At 36.5% G+C, this 15116-nt stretch carries 20 protein-coding genes; all 20 read left to right on the top strand.

Translation table 11 applies throughout. The annotated features are described in order from the left end of the window. The first annotated feature begins 23 nt into the window (after positions 1-23). The 20 genes from MWH30_RS05950 (at position 24) to MWH30_RS05855 (ending at position 15039) form a co-directional block, all read left to right on the top strand. The gene (locus MWH30_RS05950) at positions 24-611 is read left to right on the top strand and encodes a manganese efflux pump MntP (RefSeq protein ID WP_248663141.1); all 588 of its coding nucleotides are present in this window, start codon (positions 24-26) and stop codon (positions 609-611) included. A 21-nt stretch (positions 612-632) separates the two neighbouring features. Continuing rightward, positions 633-1172 carry a manganese efflux pump MntP gene (locus MWH30_RS05945; protein ID WP_248663140.1) on the top strand — a complete coding sequence of 180 codons (540 nt, stop codon included), beginning with the start codon at positions 633-635 and terminating at the stop codon, positions 1170-1172. Between the two features lie 17 nt (positions 1173-1189). After that, entirely contained in the window at positions 1190-1672 is a 483-nt protein-coding gene (locus MWH30_RS05940) for a low molecular weight protein arginine phosphatase (protein ID WP_248663139.1), read from the top strand. A 56-nt stretch (positions 1673-1728) separates the two neighbouring features. Next, the gene (rpiB, locus tag MWH30_RS05935; protein WP_282706208.1) at positions 1729-2163 is read left to right on the top strand and encodes a ribose 5-phosphate isomerase B; all 435 of its coding nucleotides are present in this window, start codon (positions 1729-1731) and stop codon (positions 2161-2163) included. 23 nt (positions 2164-2186) lie between these two features. After that, positions 2187-3449, top strand: a complete 1263-nt coding sequence (gene glyA, locus MWH30_RS05930; RefSeq protein WP_248663138.1) for a serine hydroxymethyltransferase — start codon at positions 2187-2189, stop codon at positions 3447-3449. Continuing rightward, positions 3449-4078 carry a uracil phosphoribosyltransferase gene (gene upp / locus MWH30_RS05925; RefSeq protein WP_248663137.1) on the top strand — a complete coding sequence of 210 codons (630 nt, stop codon included), beginning with the start codon at positions 3449-3451 and terminating at the stop codon, positions 4076-4078. The genes glyA and upp overlap by 1 nt, the downstream gene beginning before the upstream one ends. Continuing rightward, positions 4065-4547, top strand: coding sequence for a deoxycytidylate deaminase (locus tag MWH30_RS05920; RefSeq protein WP_248663136.1), 483 nt, complete (start codon positions 4065-4067; stop codon positions 4545-4547). Before upp ends, MWH30_RS05920 begins: the two co-directional genes overlap by 14 nt. A gap of 81 nt (positions 4548-4628) precedes the next feature. Further along, a complete protein-coding gene (locus MWH30_RS05915) occupies positions 4629-5672 on the top strand; it encodes a glycosyltransferase family 4 protein (protein WP_248663135.1) in 1044 nt (347 codons plus the stop codon). 129 nt (positions 5673-5801) lie between these two features. Next, positions 5802-6920: a non-hydrolyzing UDP-N-acetylglucosamine 2-epimerase gene (wecB, locus tag MWH30_RS05910; RefSeq protein ID WP_308221603.1), complete on the top strand. Its 1119-nt coding sequence runs from the start codon at positions 5802-5804 to the stop codon at positions 6918-6920. A gap of 192 nt (positions 6921-7112) precedes the next feature. Next, positions 7113-7340: an AtpZ/AtpI family protein gene (locus MWH30_RS05905; protein WP_248663134.1), complete on the top strand. Its 228-nt coding sequence runs from the start codon at positions 7113-7115 to the stop codon at positions 7338-7340. 127 nt (positions 7341-7467) lie between these two features. Further along, positions 7468-7869, top strand: coding sequence for an ATP synthase subunit I (locus MWH30_RS05900; RefSeq protein WP_248663133.1), 402 nt, complete (start codon positions 7468-7470; stop codon positions 7867-7869). A gap of 17 nt (positions 7870-7886) precedes the next feature. Beyond that, positions 7887-8534, top strand: a complete 648-nt coding sequence (gene atpB / locus MWH30_RS05895; RefSeq protein ID WP_248663132.1) for a F0F1 ATP synthase subunit A — start codon at positions 7887-7889, stop codon at positions 8532-8534. Positions 8535-8599: 65 nt separating this feature from the next. Further along, a complete protein-coding gene (gene atpE / locus MWH30_RS05890) occupies positions 8600-8833 on the top strand; it encodes an ATP synthase F0 subunit C (protein WP_248663131.1) in 234 nt (77 codons plus the stop codon). 137 nt (positions 8834-8970) lie between these two features. Continuing rightward, complete coding sequence (gene atpF, locus MWH30_RS05885) at positions 8971-9474, top strand: F0F1 ATP synthase subunit B (RefSeq protein WP_248663130.1); 504 nt, start codon at positions 8971-8973, stop codon at positions 9472-9474. Next, the gene (gene atpH / locus MWH30_RS05880; RefSeq protein WP_248663129.1) at positions 9468-10031 is read left to right on the top strand and encodes an ATP synthase F1 subunit delta; all 564 of its coding nucleotides are present in this window, start codon (positions 9468-9470) and stop codon (positions 10029-10031) included. Before atpF ends, atpH begins: the two co-directional genes overlap by 7 nt. After that, positions 10032-11567: a F0F1 ATP synthase subunit alpha gene (atpA, locus tag MWH30_RS05875; protein WP_248663128.1), complete on the top strand. Its 1536-nt coding sequence runs from the start codon at positions 10032-10034 to the stop codon at positions 11565-11567. Positions 11568-11605: 38 nt separating this feature from the next. Further along, complete coding sequence (atpG, locus tag MWH30_RS05870) at positions 11606-12466, top strand: ATP synthase F1 subunit gamma (RefSeq protein ID WP_248663127.1); 861 nt, start codon at positions 11606-11608, stop codon at positions 12464-12466. Positions 12467-12528: 62 nt separating this feature from the next. Beyond that, a complete protein-coding gene (atpD, locus tag MWH30_RS05865) occupies positions 12529-13962 on the top strand; it encodes a F0F1 ATP synthase subunit beta (RefSeq protein ID WP_248663126.1) in 1434 nt (477 codons plus the stop codon). Position 13963: 1 nt separating this feature from the next. Beyond that, positions 13964-14368, top strand: a complete 405-nt coding sequence (locus MWH30_RS05860) for a F0F1 ATP synthase subunit epsilon (RefSeq protein WP_248663125.1) — start codon at positions 13964-13966, stop codon at positions 14366-14368. 77 nt (positions 14369-14445) lie between these two features. Then, positions 14446-15039: a YueI family protein gene (locus MWH30_RS05855; protein WP_248663124.1), complete on the top strand. Its 594-nt coding sequence runs from the start codon at positions 14446-14448 to the stop codon at positions 15037-15039. The last annotated feature ends 77 nt before the right edge of the window (positions 15040-15116 follow it).

The following is a 15116-nucleotide window of genomic DNA, read 5'->3' as shown; positions in this document are numbered from 1 at the left end:
GGAACATCAGCGGAGGGAAAAGTATGGAAACTTTGAAACTTATCTTTTTGGGGATGGCCTTGGGAGTGGATGCTTTTTCAGTGGCAACTGCTTTGGGGACTAGAGGTTTTAAAGCTGGGCAAGTTTTGAAGATAAGTTTAGTAATTGGTTTTTTTCATATTTTAATGTCTTTAGTTGGTTTAAACTTAGGCTATTTAGCGAACTATATTTTTGCTAGTCAGCTTAACTTAAACCAATTAATTTTAGATAGATTAACTACTCTTTTAGGCTCAAGTTTACTGATAGTTTTGGGAGTAGTGATGATTTATCAGAGTTTAACGGAGCATGAAGCAGTAGCAGCAGAGCTGAAAAACTGGAGTTTAACCGGTTGGGGTTTGCTGATTTTAGCGCTCAGCGTTAGCATTGATGCCTTATCAATAGGATTTGGCTTAGCAATGTTAGCTGTAAATTTTGTCTTGGCCTGTTTCTTATTCGGAATAATTAGTGCTTTATTAGTAGCTTTAGGGCTGCTTTTAGGAAAGAAAGTTTCTAGCTTTTTGGGAGAGTATTCAGAAGTTTTTGGGGGAGGAATATTAATCAGTATTGGAATCTACTTTTTACTGACAATTTAAAATGAGGTGATCAAATAGCAAATGTCCTTTTATGAGATAAGTCTGTTAGCAGTAGTTTTAGCGATGGATTCCTTTTCTGTTTCTATTGGAATTGGAGTACAGGATACTAGTTCTACTGAGCTTTTGAAGTTCAGCTTTCTAGTAGCTATTTTTCACGTTGTACTCCCCCTGTTAGGACTATATATTGGTGGTTTAGTTGGTACATTTTTTGGACAAGCTGCTAATTATTTAGGTAGTGTATTTTTAATGCTTTTAGGTATTAATATGATTAGAAAGGATTTTCAAGCTGAAACAGAAGAGCTAGAAGAGAGTCAGTTGCAAGGAGCAAATCTTTATTTAATTCCTTTGAGTGTGAGTATTGATACCTTAACTATCGGTTTTAGCTTAGGAGCGGTGGGGGTTATTTCGCTAAATGTAGCTCTTTTCTTTGGTGGAGTTGCTTTTTTAATGACTATTGGTGGGGCTGTGGTTGGCAGGCAGTTAGGAAAGGTTGTTACTAGGACCGGACTTTGGGCCGGTTTAATCTTACTAGGATTAGGCTTGAGAATGTTATTCATGTAGAGCTAGGGAGGTGGAGCATGAATAAGAAAGTTCTTTTTGTATGTACTGGCAATACCTGTCGGAGCAGTATGGCCGAATATTTAGCTAGGCAATTAACGGCAGCTGATAAATATACCTTTGATTCAGCTGGTTTAGCTGCTATAGAAGGTAGTGCTGCGGCTGAGCCTGCCGTGGAGGTTATGGCTGAGCAAGGAATAGATATTTCTGAACATCAAGCTAAAAGATTGGCTGCCGATTTAGCTGATGAAGCGGATTTAATTCTGACTATGACTTACAGACATAAAAAAAATATTTTAGAGAACTTATCGGTTAGTGAAGCTAAAGTATTTACTTTAAAAGAGTTTGCTAGTAAAAAGGAAGCAACTTCCAAATCAGGCTTAGCTGAGCTAGATATCAGCGATCCCTTTGGCCAGTCTCTGACTACTTATCGTCAGTGTGCTCAAGAGATTGAAACAGCTATTAAGTCAGCTTTAACTAGATTGAAAGAGAATGATTTTTAGTTTATAAGCAGGACTATGTCGAAACTTCGAGAATAATTACAGAGGGGGTTAGACTGATGCAGATAGCTTTAGGAAGCGATCACGGTGGTTATCAACTTAAGGAAGAGATTAAAAAGCTGTTGACAGAAATGGATTTGAAATATTCTGATTACGGTACTAAATCTACAGAATCGGTTGATTATCCTGATTTTGCTATTCAGGTGGCTGAAGCTGTGGCTAAAGGAGAGGCTGAAAGAGGTATTTTAGTTTGTGGAACTGGAATTGGGATGTCTATTGTGGCTAATAAGGTTAAAGGAGTTAGAGCTGCTTTATGTCACGATTTATTTTCGGCTCAAGCTACTAGAGAACATAATGATTCCAATGTATTAGCTTTAGGAGAGCGAGTTGTAGGTCGGGGTTTGGCTTTAGAGATAGTGAAAGTTTGGCTAAACACTGATTTTGAAGGTGGACGTCATCAAAGAAGAGTAGATAAAATAAAAGAAATTGAATGAGTATTAGTGGGGTGAATTGAGTAATGGAAAAAGTAAGAGAAGTAGATCCGGCAGTGGCAGAGGCTATTGAAAAGGAAGTTAATAGACAAAAGAATAAAATTGAATTAATTGCTTCGGAGAACTTTGTTAGTGAAGCAGTTTTGGAAGCTATGGGTACGGCCTTAACTAATAAGTATGCTGAAGGCTATCCCGGAGCTCGTTATTATGGTGGTTGTGAGTATGTCGATATAGTTGAAGAGTTGGCTATAGAGAGAGCTAAAGAACTTTTTGGAGCTGACCATGTTAATGTACAGCCTCATGCAGGTTCTCAAGCTAATGCTGCAGTTTATAATGCAGTTTTGGAAGCCGGTGATACGGTATTAGGATTGGATCTAACTCATGGAGGGCATTTAACTCACGGGAGCAAGGTTAACTTTTCAGGGAAACTATATAACTTTGTTTCTTATGGGGTTGATAAAGAAACAGAAACTATAGACTTTGAACAGTTGCGTGAACTAGCTAAAGAGCATCAGCCTAAATTAATCGTTACTGGAGCTAGTGCTTATCCTAGAGAGCTGGACTTTGCTAAGTTTAGAGAGATAGCCGATGAAGTGGGAGCTTATTTAATGGTAGATATAGCTCATATTGCTGGCTTGGTGGTAGCTGGTGCACATCCTAGTCCAGTGCCTTACGCGGAGTTTGTAACTACCACTAGTCATAAGACTTTGCGCGGGCCCAGAGGAGGAATGATTCTTTGTCAAGAGGAGTTTGCAGAAGCGATAGATAAGTCGATATTTCCGGGGATTCAAGGCGGGCCTCTGATGCACGTAATCGCTGCTAAAGCTGTATCCTTTAAAGAGGCTTTAAAACCTTGCTTTAAAGATTATCAGCAACAGATTGTTAAGAATGCTCAAGCTTTAGCTGCTGAGATTAAAGCAGGAGGTTATAAGTTAGTTGCTGGGGGAACCGATACCCATCTGTTATTAATCGATTTAACTGATCAAGAAATTACTGGCTTAGCTGCTGAAGAAGCACTAGATGAAGTAGGGATTACTGCTAATAAAAATACAGTTCCCTTTGAAACTAGGAGTCCTAAAGTTACTAGCGGAGTTAGAATTGGCACTCCAGCAGTTACTACTCGGGGCATGAAAGAAGTGGAGATGAAAAAGATCGGTAAATTAATTGTTAAGATCTTAAATAATATAGATGATGAAGAGGTTAAAACTGAAGTTAAGGCTGGAGTGAAGGACTTAGTAAGTAAGTTCCCGCTACATCAAAGCGATTATTATAGAGAGGAAGTGGGATAATGGGTACAGTTCGTACTATTGATCATCCTTTAATCCAGCATAAATTAACTTATATCCGGGATAAAAATACCGGCTCTAAGGAGTTTAGAGAATTAGTAGAGGAGGTTTCAACTCTTCTAGCTTATGAGGTAACTCGAGAGCTGCCTTTGCAGGAGATAGAGATTGAAACTCCAGTTACCAAGACTAGGGCCCAAACTATTACTGGCAAAAAATTAGTTATAGTACCGATTTTAAGAGCAGGACTAGGAATGGTAGATGGTATTTTAAAGCTAATTCCCACGGCTAAAGTAGGTCATGTAGGCTTATATAGAGATCCAGAAACTTTAGAAGCAGTGGAGTATTATTGTAAGTTACCTGTGGAGGTAGAAAATAGAGAATTAATTGTAGTAGATCCTATGTTAGCTACTGGTGGTTCAGCAGTAGCAGGTATTGATTCAGTTAAGGAAAGAGGAGCTAAGAAAATTAAATTAGTCTGCTTAATTGCTGCTCCTGAAGGCCTAGAAAAGGTACAGCAGGCTCATCCGGAAGTAGATATATATACTGCTGCCGTAGATGAGAAATTAAATGACCATGCTTATATAGTACCTGGCTTAGGTGATGCAGGGGATAGGCTTTATGGAACAAAATAGTTTAGATCAGGATTCCTTATCAGCAAGACCTAGTTGGGATCAGTACTTTATGGAGTTAACAGCGGTAGTAGCTAAACGCTCTACTTGTTTGCGGAGGAAGGTAGGGGCTATCTTAGTTAGAGATAAAAGGGTTTTAGCTACCGGTTATAATGGAGCTCCTAGCGGTTTAGAGCACTGCCAAGAAGCAGGCTGTATTAGAGAATCTAAAGAGATTCCTTCTGGTCAAAGACATGAACTTTGTCGAGGCTTACATGCTGAACAGAATGCTATTATTCAGGCGGCCTTACATGGTATTTCTATTGATGAGGCTGTTCTTTATTCTACCCATCAACCATGTATTCTCTGTACAAAGATGTTAATTAATACAGGAGTTAAACGGATAGTTTTTATTGGTGAGTATCCAGATCAGTTAGCTAACAACATGTTAGCTGAAGCAGGAATTGAGGTACAGAAGATGGAAGATGCTTGACTCGGTTTTCAGTTGACAATTCAATTATTAGCACATAGAATAGAGGTGTAAGATTATCGAATTTAGAAAGGATGGAGAAGAATGGAGAAGTATTTATTCTCTTTTCTAATTGCAGCCTCAATAACTTATCTAATTACTCCTTTTATTAAAAAGCTAGCCCTCTATTTAGGCGCAGTAGATACTCCGAATAATAGACGGATCAATACGGTTCCTATTGCTAACTTAGGTGGTTTGGCTATTTATATAGGTTTTTTAATAACTTTACTGATGGTAGGTTATAATTCGAAACTATTAGGAATCTTAGTTTGTAGTACATTAATGTTTTTTTTAGGTTTAGTTGACGATATAAAAGGAGTTACTGCTTATAAAAAGTTTATTTTTCAATTGTTAATAGCTGGATTGTTAACTCAATTTGGAATTAAGATTGAATTTATTACTAATCCTTTAGGGGGAATGTTTTATTTAGGTGTTTTGAGCATTCCTTTTACTATTTTTTGGTTAGTGGCTATTACTAATACGCTTAATTTAATTGATGGACTGGATGGTTTAGCAGCTGGTGTCTCTATTATAGCTGCCTTGACCTTATTTTTGGTGGCTATGCAAGAAGCTCAGGTTATAATAATGCTGATAACAGTTATTATAGCTGGCGTTTGCTTTGGATTTTTACAGTATAACTTCAATCCGGCCCAGATATTTATGGGGGATGCAGGTTCTTTATTTTTAGGCTTTTTATTTGCTTCAATTTCAGCAGTTGGGGCTCTAAAGGGTGCTGCTACTATGACTTTGGTTATTCCTATTTTAGCTTTAGGAGTGCCCATTTTTGATACTGCTTTTGCTATTATCAGGCGTTGCCGAAGAAAAAAGCCTATTTTTAAAGCGGATCAGGGCCATATTCACCATAAGCTCTTGGATTTAGGCTTAACTCAGGTGCAAGCAGTATTAGTAGTTTATTTAGCTAGTATATTTCTAGGTTTATTAGCTGTTTTAATTAATGGTACTATTAAGTTAATCGTTATCTTCTTAGCAGTATTGGTTTTAGTGATTTTAGGTGTTATTTTGTATAGACTTAATTTAGCTAGCTTGAGTTTGGAATCTAATCAAGAAAAGTATGAAAATGTGAGTTAGAAAAATAAGGATCGGCTAATTTAAAGTAAATTGGTCGATCTTTATCTATCTTCATCATTTGTTGTTAAGTAGTACATAATTTATTTAGTAAATTGCTAAAATATAGCTAATATGGGATTGGAAATATAGGTGGTGAGAAGAATCAAAAAAGTAGCTATTGTATTTGGAACTAGACCTGAAGCTATTAAAATGGCTCCGGTTATTAAAGAGCTAAAAAAGTACTCACAAATAGAATTGCTAGTAATAGTTACTGCTCAACACCGAGAGTTATTGGATCAAGTTTTGGACTTGTTTGAAATTACTCCTGATTATGATCTGGATATTATGGAGTCTAAGCAAAAACTAGAGACAATAACGACTAAAATATTAGCGGAACTCAGTACTATATTAGCTGCAGAAGATCCAGACTTAATCTTAGTTCATGGGGATACTACAACAACTTTTGCTAGTGCTTTAGCAGCTTTTTATCAACAAATTCCTATTGGGCATATCGAAGCCGGACTAAGAACTCATGATAAATATAATCCTTTTCCAGAAGAGATGAATCGTCATTTAAGTGATGTGTTAGCCGATCTTTACTTTGCTCCTACTGAAAAGGCAAAAAATAATTTACTCCGGGAGGGAGTAGCAGCAGAAAATATATTTGTAACTGGGAATACAGTTATTGATGCTTTAAAGGATATCTTTACTACTGATCATAAATTTAAGGAAGCCTCTTTAAATAGTTTGAATTTTGAAGGAAATAAGGTGGTACTTTTAACTGTTCATCGGCGAGAAAACATTGGTCAGCCTTTATTTAATATCTGTAGAGCTGTAAAAGAGATTATAGCTAAAACAGAAAGAGTTAAAGTTATTTGTCCAGTTCACCCTAATCCAGAAATAAAAAAAATAATTACTGCCGAGTTGAAGGCTAGCACTTCGGTTTACTTAATTGAACCTTTAGCCTATCAAGACTTTATTAATCTATTGGGGAGAGTAAGTCTAGTTTTGACGGATTCAGGAGGAGTTCAAGAAGAAGCTTCTGTTTTAGGGAAGCCCCTTTTAGTTTTGAGAGAAAAGACAGAACGTCCTGAGGTTGTTAATAGTGGTTTAGCTAAATTAGTAGGATGTACATCGAGTTTGATTGTAGATGAGAGTATTAAACTATTAAAGCAGCAAGCACAGGACTTTTTATTTGAATCTAAAAATTTGTATGGACAAGGGAAATCAGCAGTTCAAATTGCTGAGATATTAAGTTCATATTTTTGATTTTGAGTGAGGTTTACTTGGTTATATACATATGCTATTAAGTTATTAAGTGTTTACAAATTGTTCTTGATTTTTTTATGTTTATTTGGTATCATTATAATTGGTTTTGTGATTTATTGCATGTATTCAAATTATACATAAATATTAAGTGCTTTAAGTAGAACTTTCTAAGAAATTGCGGTGGTATTTTTAATGTTAAGTAAAGAAGATTTAAAAGAAATTTTAAAGATGCTAACTTTAGTTTCTCAAATAGGCCTGATAATGATTATTTCTATTGGTATTGGTTTTTTTGGTGGTCGTTTTATTGATCGAGCTTTAGGATTTGAATTTGTTTTTACAGGATTATTTATTGTGTTAGGAATTGGAGCAGGATTTTGGAATATCTACCGTAGTATTGCTGATATTTTGGATTGGGATTAGAATTTTAGAGTTGAAGCTCTTTCTATTCATATAAATTATTTATATTAAAAAGAAGGAGTATCGTTTTTTTTTGTAGAATAGCTTTTAATGGAGGTAGTGATTAGAGGGTGATGAGGAGTGGGCGTATTTGAATGAAAAGTTGAAGAAAACAGAAGCTGAAATTAGAAATAGAATTTTAAAAATAGGGGGAATTTTAACCTTACTTCTTATTTTCAGTTTGCAAATAGATTGGGTATTAGGTTTTGTTTTGGGTACTATTATTTCTTTATTGATGTTTAGACTTTTGGCTCTTACTATTAATGAATCTATAAAAAAATCTACTACTGGAGCAGGTAGTTTTATGGTTAGGAGATATTTTATCAGGTACTCGATTTATGGGGTGATTATTTACTTAGCTTTAACAAATAATCAATTGGATTTTATAGCTACAGTTATAGGTTTATTAATGGTTAAAATTACAATTATAGTAAGTGAAATTTATACTAAATTTAGAGACTACTTAAATAACTTAGTAGAAAATAATCATTAAGGAGGGGGTGAAGTTAAATGGGGGAAGGAGCACAGGTAGTCTTCCATTTATTCGGTATTCCAGTAAGTGAGACTATAGTAGTAACTTGGGTTATTATGTTAGCCCTTTGGATCTTTGCTATCTTTGCTACTCGCAATCCAAAAACAGTGCCTAAGGGAGCACAAAATGTAGCTGAATTAATAATAGAGGCTATTATAGACTTAATTGAAAGTATGATGCCTAATCAAGGTAAGAAGTTTTTATCTTTTATTTGTACTATTGCTCTCTTAATTGGGGTTTCAAACTTAGTAGGTATAATTCCTTTTGTGAATAACCCTACGGCTGACTTAAATACAACAATGGGAATAGCTTTAATTGTTTTGCTAGTTTCTAATTATTATGGTTTAGAGGAGAATGGCTTTGAACATATAAAGGGTTTTGCAGAACCAACAGTACTTATGATGCCGATTAATATTATTGGAGAGTTAGCGAAGCCTGTTTCTTTATCGTTTCGTTTATTTGGAAATGTAGCTGGTGGTGGAATTGCGATTACTATTGCGGCTATGTTTGCTCCTTGGATAATTCCAGTGCCATTAATGGCGTGGTTTGATATTTTTGTAGGGATTATTCAAGCCTTTATATTTACTATGCTGTCAATTGCCTATATTGCTGTAGCTAGAGGTTAAGCTTGGCTTTAAAAGGCATGCTTTAAGATTGTAGAGAAGATATTGGAGAAAGGAGGGAAAGAATAATGGACATAGTTGGTGCTGCTGCTGCATTGGGAGCAGGAATTGCAATGATTGCTGGTTTTGGTGCTGGAATAGGTCAGGGGTATGCTGCTGCTAAAGCGGTAGAATCAGTAGCTAGACAGCCGGAAGCACAGGGTGATATTACTAGAACTATGCTTTTAGGACAGGCTGTTGCTGAGTCTACTGGTATTTATGCTTTGGTTATTGCTCTTGTTTTAATTTTTGTTGTTATTTAGAAATTTTTATCGGCTTTGGTTTTGCCGAATTACAAGGAAAGAAAAGTAATATTACTTTTCTTTCCTTGTACTTCTATTTTTGAGATTAAACTTTTAAATATATATTGATTTTTTTGGGAAGGGAGGTCTAAAAAAGTATGGTAAATATTGATTGGGGTATTTTTTGGCAGATAGTTAACTTTTTGATTTTAATGTTTTTATTAACTAAGTATTTATATAAGCCGATTACCGAAGTATTGGAAAAACGGTCCAATAAGATAGAAAATAATCTGTCCCAAGCAGAAAAAAGACGTGAAGAGGCTGAAAAGCTTAAAGCGGAGTATGAAGAGGAGCTATCTAAGGCCCGTAAAGAAGCTCAGGAAATTATAGATCAAGCTCGACAGCAGGGAGAGAAAGAAAAAGAAGAGATTATTCAAAAAGCTAATGAAGAAGCTAACTTGAAGCTACAAAAAGCTCAAAAAGAGATAGAACGCACTAAAAAAGAGGCCTTGTCTGAGCTGCGCAACGAGGTGGCGGGTATATCTGTTTTAATTGCCCAGAAATTAATTGAGCAATCTATTGATGAGCAGTCTCAACAACAGATTGTAAGTGAATATATTGATAAACTGGATGATGAGAAGATAGGTGAGGTTAAATGTTAAACAATCAAATAGCAGAGAAGTATAGCCAAGCGCTGTTTGAGTTAACTTCAGAAAAAGATCAGTTAAATGAAGTTAAGGATGATTTAATAGCAGTAGTAGAAACTATTAGTGATCATAATGATTTACAAGAAGTTATTTATCATCCGCAGATTTCAAATGAAGATAAAAAGCAGCTGGTAGAAAAGCTTTTTGCTGATGAAGTTTCTAAAACTTTGTTAAATTTTCTGAAGCTATTAATAGATAAGCGAAGAGAACATTTTTTAGAAGCTATTTTAGATCGTTACTTAGAGTATGTCGATCGTGAAAAAGGTATTTTAGAGGTTGAAGTAATTTCAGCTTTTGAATTAACCGCAGAGAACAAAGACAGATTAGCGACTAAGTTAGCAGAAGTAACTAATAAGGAGATTAGGCTTAAGACTCAAGTGGATAGAGACTTACTAGGTGGTTTAGTTTTGAAGATTGGAGATCGAGTGGTCGACGGTAGTCTTAAGAAGGAATTAGAAAGCGTTAAAGAAGAAATTAATAAAATAGAAGTTAGTAAGCTGGAGGTGAGTTAAGTGAATTTAAGACCAGAAGAAATTAGTGCAATTATCAAAGAACAGATAGAAGGTTATGAAAAAGAATTAAAGACGGTGAGTGTAGGTACTGTATTGGATGTAGGAGACGGAATTGCTAGGTTACATGGTTTAGAAGAAGCTATGGCTGGAGAGCTATTGAAGTTTCCAGGTGATGTTTTTGGAATGGCCCTTAACTTAGAGGAAGATAGTATAGGCTGTGTAATCTTAGGTGATGAGACTGAGATTGAAGAAGGAGATACCGTTGAAAGAACTAATAGAATTGTTGAGGTTCCAGTAGGAGAAAATCTAATGGGAAGAGTAGTAAATGCTTTAGGCCAACCTGTGGACGGAAAGGGCCCTATCGATACTGAAAATACTCGCCCAGTAGAGTCTGATGTACCTAATGTAATTGAAAGACAGCCAGTAGAGGTTCCTTTGCAGACTGGTTTGAAGGCAATTGACTCTTTGGTGCCGATTGGTAGAGGGCAAAGAGAGTTAATTATTGGTGATCGTCAAACTGGAAAGACTGCTATCGGGATAGATACTATTATTAACCAAAGAGATAAGGATGTAATCTGTATTTATGTAGCCATTGGGCAGAAGGCTTCGACAGTAGCTCAGGTAGTGAGAAGATTAGAAGAGCATAATGCTATGGATCATACTATAATAGTAGCAGCTAATGCTAGTGAGCCTGCTCCGTTGCAGTACATAGCTCCTTATGCTGGTTGTGCTATGGGAGAGGAGTTTATGTATGACGGTAAAGATGTTTTGGTAGTTTATGATGATCTATCTAAGCACGCTGTGGCTTATCGAGAAATGTCCTTGCTTTTACGTAGACCTCCGGGACGAGAGGCTTATCCAGGAGATGTATTCTATTTACATTCTAGATTGTTAGAGAGAGCGGCTAAACTCAGTGATGATATGGGAGCCGGTTCTTTAACGGCTTTACCAGTTATCGAGACTCAAGCGGGAGATGTTTCTGCTTTTATTCCTACTAATGTAATTTCCATTACTGATGGTCAGATTTATTTAGAAAATGAGCTGTTTTATTCTGGGGTAAGACCAGCTATTAATGCCGGTTTATCTGTATCTAGAGTTGGAGGTAGTGCTCAGGTAAAAGCAATGAAGGATGTTGCCGGAACTTTACGTTTAGACTTATCTCAATATAGAGAGCTAGAAGCCTTTGCTCAGTTTGGTTCTGATCTTGATAAGGCTACTCAAGAGAAGCTAGCTCGAGGAGATAGGATAGTTGAGATTTTGAAGCAGCCTGAGAATAGCCCTATGGAGGTTGAAGATCAGGTGATAAGTATTTTTGCAGTGACTGAGGGCTTGATGGACGATATTCCGGTAGACGATATAAACCGTTTTGAAGATGAGTTGTTAGGATATATTAGTGCTAATTACGAAGAGATTTCTACTGAAATTAAGGAAACAGGTAAGTTAGCTGATGATATTAAAGAAGATTTAACAGCAGCAATAGAAGAATTTAAAGAAACCTTTGTAGTTAGCGAGGATAAAGAGGACGAGAGTGCTTAAAAGAGAAAGGGTTCTTTTAAGGAAGTGAGGTGATTCTTATGCAAACTATGCGCGATATTAAGCGTAAAATCAATAGTGTAGAGAATACTAAAAAGATAACCCGAGCTATGAAGATGGTAGCTTCGGCTAAACTTCGGAAGTCTCAAAATAGGGCTGAAGCAGCTAAGCCTTTTTTTAATAAGACTAAAGAGGTTTTAAGTGAAGTAGTAAGCAGGATGGAAGTAGAAAAAGAAGAACATCCTTTGCTAACTGAAAGAGAAGAAATTGATAAGGTCGGCTATATATCGATTACTGCTGATCGTGGTCTTTGCGGGCCCTATAATTCACGGATATTTAAAAAGACTGAAGAGTGTATAGATGAGCAAAAAGATAGTCGGATAATTGCTATCGGTAAAAAAGGGCGTAATCATTTTAGAAGAGAGGGACTAGAGATTATTTCAGAGTATCTTGATACTGATGATGAGCCTTCTTATAGATGGGCTAAGCAGATTACCGATGAAGTTATAAGTTTTTATGAAAATCGGGATATAGATAAGCTACACTTAATATATACTGAGTTTCAAAATGTTTTTACTCAAAAGGTTAGAGAGATACAGTTACTGCCTATAAAGGCTAAAGAGATCGATGAAGAGAGTTTGCAAAGTGATTATATTTATGAACCCTCGGCTAATCAAGTACTGGAGCGAGTAATTCCTAGCTATATGCAGAATCTAATCTATGGTGCTTTATTAGAGTCTAAGGCTAGTGAGTTTGCTTCGCGAATGGTAGCTATGGATTCAGCTACTGAAAATGCTGAGGAAATGATTAAGGACTTAACTCTATCCTATAACCGAGCTCGACAGGCAGAAATCACTAAGGAGATATCAGAAATTGTTAGTGGAGCAGAGGCTTTAGATTAAAAGGCTTTAACTATTAAATTTATTAATATTAATAAGGGAAATGAAGTAAAGGAGGTATTAAGATGAGCGAAAGTAAGGACCAAAATATTGGCCAAGTAGTTGAGGTCATCGGTCCAGTAGTAGAATTTGAATTTGATTCTGAAGAGTTACCGAATATATATGATGCTGTTAGAGTAGTTGATAAGGACGACGAAAGTCCGATAGATGTTGATGTAACAGTAGAGATAATGCACCAGGTAGGAGATAATAGAGTAAGAGGAGTAGCAATGTCTTCTACTGACGGATTAGTAAGAGGAATGGAAGCTATTGATTTAGGAGCGCCGATTTCAGTTCCTGTAGGTGAGGAGTGTTTAGGTCGAATCTTTAATGTATTAGGTAATCCAATAGACCAACAAGGTGAGGTAGAGGCTGAAATTGAAAATCCTATTCACCGTCCAGCTCCGCAGTTTGAAGAGCAGAGTACTTCTATTGAAATGTTTGAAACCGGAATTAAGGTAATTGATTTAATAACTCCTTATACTAAAGGAGGAAAAACCGGTCTCTTTGGAGGTGCGGGAGTAGGAAAAACGGTATTGATCCAGGAGTTAATTAATAACATAGCTATTGAACACGGTGGTTATTCAGTATTTTCTGGTGTAGGTGAAAGAACTAGAGAGGGAAATGACCTGTGGTTAGAGTTTAAGGAAGCCGATATCTTAGATAAGGTGGCCCTAGTCTATGGTCAAATGAATGAACCACCCGGAGCTAGAATGAGAGTTGGTTTGACGGGAGTAACTATGGCTGAATACTTCCGTGATGAAGCTGGAAAGGATGTACTACTGTTTATTGATAATATCTTTAGATTTATCCAGGCCGGTTCCGAGGTATCGGCTTTATTAGGTAGAATGCCTTCGGCGGTAGGTTATCAGCCGACATTAGCTACTGATGTAGGGGCTTTACAGGAACGAATTACTTCTACTAATAAAGGCTCAATTACTTCAGTACAGGCAGTTTATGTACCGGCGGATGACTTGACAGACCCGGCACCAGCGACAACATTTGCTCACTTGGATGCAACAACAGTACTGTCTAGACCATTAGCTGAGAAGGGTATTTATCCGGCTATAGATCCTTTAGACTCTACTTCTAATATCCTAGATCCAAATATTTTAGGAGAGCGTCATTATGAAGTAGCTCGTCAAGTACAGGAGACCTTGCAGCGCTATCAGGATTTACAGGATATTATCGCTATCCTGGGTATGGATGAGCTGTCTCCTGAGGATAAGCTGACAGTAGAGCGGGCCCGTAAAATTGAGCGTTTCTTATCTCAGCCTTTCTTTGTAGCTGAACAGTTTACTGGAACTCCAGGTAAGTATGTACCTGTTGAGGAAACTATTAGAGGCTTTGAAGAGATTTTGGCTGGTAAGCATGATGACTTGCCTGAAGAAGCATTTTATATGGTTGGAACTATAGATGAGGTTGTAGAGAAGGCGAAAAAGTTAAGAGGAAGTGAGTAAGATGGCTAAGACTATTCAACTTGATATTGCCACTCCTGAACGCCATGTCTACAATAATGAGGTAGAAATGGTAATAGTACCAGCTATAGATGGTGACCTAGGAGTTTTGCCTAACCATGCCCCTTTAATGACTGCTTTGAAAGTAGGGATTATTAGGGTTAAAGTAGATGGTGAGGAAAAGCTATTAGCTAGCAGCGGTGGTTTTATGGAGGTTAAACCTGATCAGGTAACTATTCTATCTGAGGCTACGGAGTTTCCTGAAGAGATAGATTTAGAAAGAGCTAGGGAGGCTAAACGGAGAGCTAAGCGTCGCTTAGAAGAGGATAGTCAACACATAAATGAAGCTAGAGCTGAAGCAGCTTTACAGAGGGCTATAAATAGAATAAAATTAGCTAAAGGAGAGTAAGAGTTTTTCTTGCTCTTCTTTTTTTGTATTAAACATTTTAAATTTTGGGAATAATATAGCTTAAAGGAGAATTAAACATGGATAAAACTGAGGAGATTGAGAGTGAAGCTATTAGTAGTCAGAGTGACAAAAGTGAGTTAGAACAAGTAGTTTCAGCTGGTGTTCACGGTGACTTTGAGCTTAAAAAGGGAGAAAAACGACGTTTTTTAGGAGAGTTTAAAGAGAGGATTATTAAAGTATTGACCTTTGAACAAGTTGAAGAAGCTGGTGTTTATCCGGAAATTTTAGCTGCTATTAAAGATATAGAGGCTGATAAACTAATTATTAGACAAGAAGTAGATATGGAGTCAGCTCAGGAATATATAGATTTAGCGCGGAAAAATAATCTTTCTTTTAAAAAGGTAAGTTCGCCGGACTTAAAAGGAGAGATTGCTTTAGTTGTAGCTAGCAATGGAGCAGTAGAAGAAGATGAAATTGAAGTGCTTGATAGAAAGGAAAAGTTTGAAAAATTAGGCCTGCCAATAGAGTTTATAAAGAAAACTGGTCAAAGATTATGTGCCGATTGTTATCAACAGCTAGTCGAAAAGGCTCCAGAAGAAGCAATTAATTTTAGAAAAATGAGTTGGTTAGATAAATTACTTAATAATGACTGTATTTGTCAACAGGAATAGTTTATTTAAGCAGGATATTCTAAAATAGGTCTAGAAGATTAGATTGAGATAGCTGATTATTAAAGAAGTTTAATCTT

It is taken from the genome of Fuchsiella alkaliacetigena, assembly GCF_023227765.1.
Lineage (GTDB): Bacteria > Bacillota > Halanaerobiia > Halobacteroidales > Acetohalobiaceae > Fuchsiella > Fuchsiella alkaliacetigena.
Note: the sequence above shows the minus strand (reverse complement) of the source record. Positions and strands in the feature narration are given on the sequence as shown.

Bases quoted from the DNA above. Each gene is read 5' to 3' on its own strand.
- MWH30_RS05915 (WP_248663135.1), top strand. From the start codon at position 4,629: ATGGAGAAGTATTTATTCTCTTTTCTAATTGCAGCCTCAATAACTTAT.
- MWH30_RS05855 (WP_248663124.1), top strand. From the start codon at position 14,446: ATGGATAAAACTGAGGAGATTGAGAGTGAAGCTATTAGTAGTCAGAGT.
- atpB (WP_248663132.1), top strand. From the start codon at position 7,887: ATGGGGGAAGGAGCACAGGTAGTCTTCCATTTATTCGGTATTCCAGTA.
- atpE (WP_248663131.1), top strand. From the start codon at position 8,600: ATGGACATAGTTGGTGCTGCTGCTGCATTGGGAGCAGGAATTGCAATG.
- atpD (WP_248663126.1), top strand. From the start codon at position 12,529: ATGAGCGAAAGTAAGGACCAAAATATTGGCCAAGTAGTTGAGGTCATC.
- MWH30_RS05945 (WP_248663140.1), top strand. From the start codon at position 633: ATGTCCTTTTATGAGATAAGTCTGTTAGCAGTAGTTTTAGCGATGGAT.
- atpG (WP_248663127.1), top strand. From the start codon at position 11,606: ATGCAAACTATGCGCGATATTAAGCGTAAAATCAATAGTGTAGAGAAT.
- MWH30_RS05950 (WP_248663141.1), top strand. From the start codon at position 24: ATGGAAACTTTGAAACTTATCTTTTTGGGGATGGCCTTGGGAGTGGAT.
- MWH30_RS05920 (WP_248663136.1), top strand. From the start codon at position 4,065: ATGGAACAAAATAGTTTAGATCAGGATTCCTTATCAGCAAGACCTAGT.
- rpiB (WP_282706208.1), top strand. From the start codon at position 1,729: ATGCAGATAGCTTTAGGAAGCGATCACGGTGGTTATCAACTTAAGGAA.
- MWH30_RS05860 (WP_248663125.1), top strand. From the start codon at position 13,964: ATGGCTAAGACTATTCAACTTGATATTGCCACTCCTGAACGCCATGTC.
- upp (WP_248663137.1), top strand. From the start codon at position 3,449: ATGGGTACAGTTCGTACTATTGATCATCCTTTAATCCAGCATAAATTA.
- MWH30_RS05905 (WP_248663134.1), top strand. From the start codon at position 7,113: ATGTTAAGTAAAGAAGATTTAAAAGAAATTTTAAAGATGCTAACTTTA.
- atpF (WP_248663130.1), top strand. From the start codon at position 8,971: ATGGTAAATATTGATTGGGGTATTTTTTGGCAGATAGTTAACTTTTTG.
- glyA (WP_248663138.1), top strand. From the start codon at position 2,187: ATGGAAAAAGTAAGAGAAGTAGATCCGGCAGTGGCAGAGGCTATTGAA.
- MWH30_RS05940 (WP_248663139.1), top strand. From the start codon at position 1,190: ATGAATAAGAAAGTTCTTTTTGTATGTACTGGCAATACCTGTCGGAGC.
- atpH (WP_248663129.1), top strand. From the start codon at position 9,468: ATGTTAAACAATCAAATAGCAGAGAAGTATAGCCAAGCGCTGTTTGAG.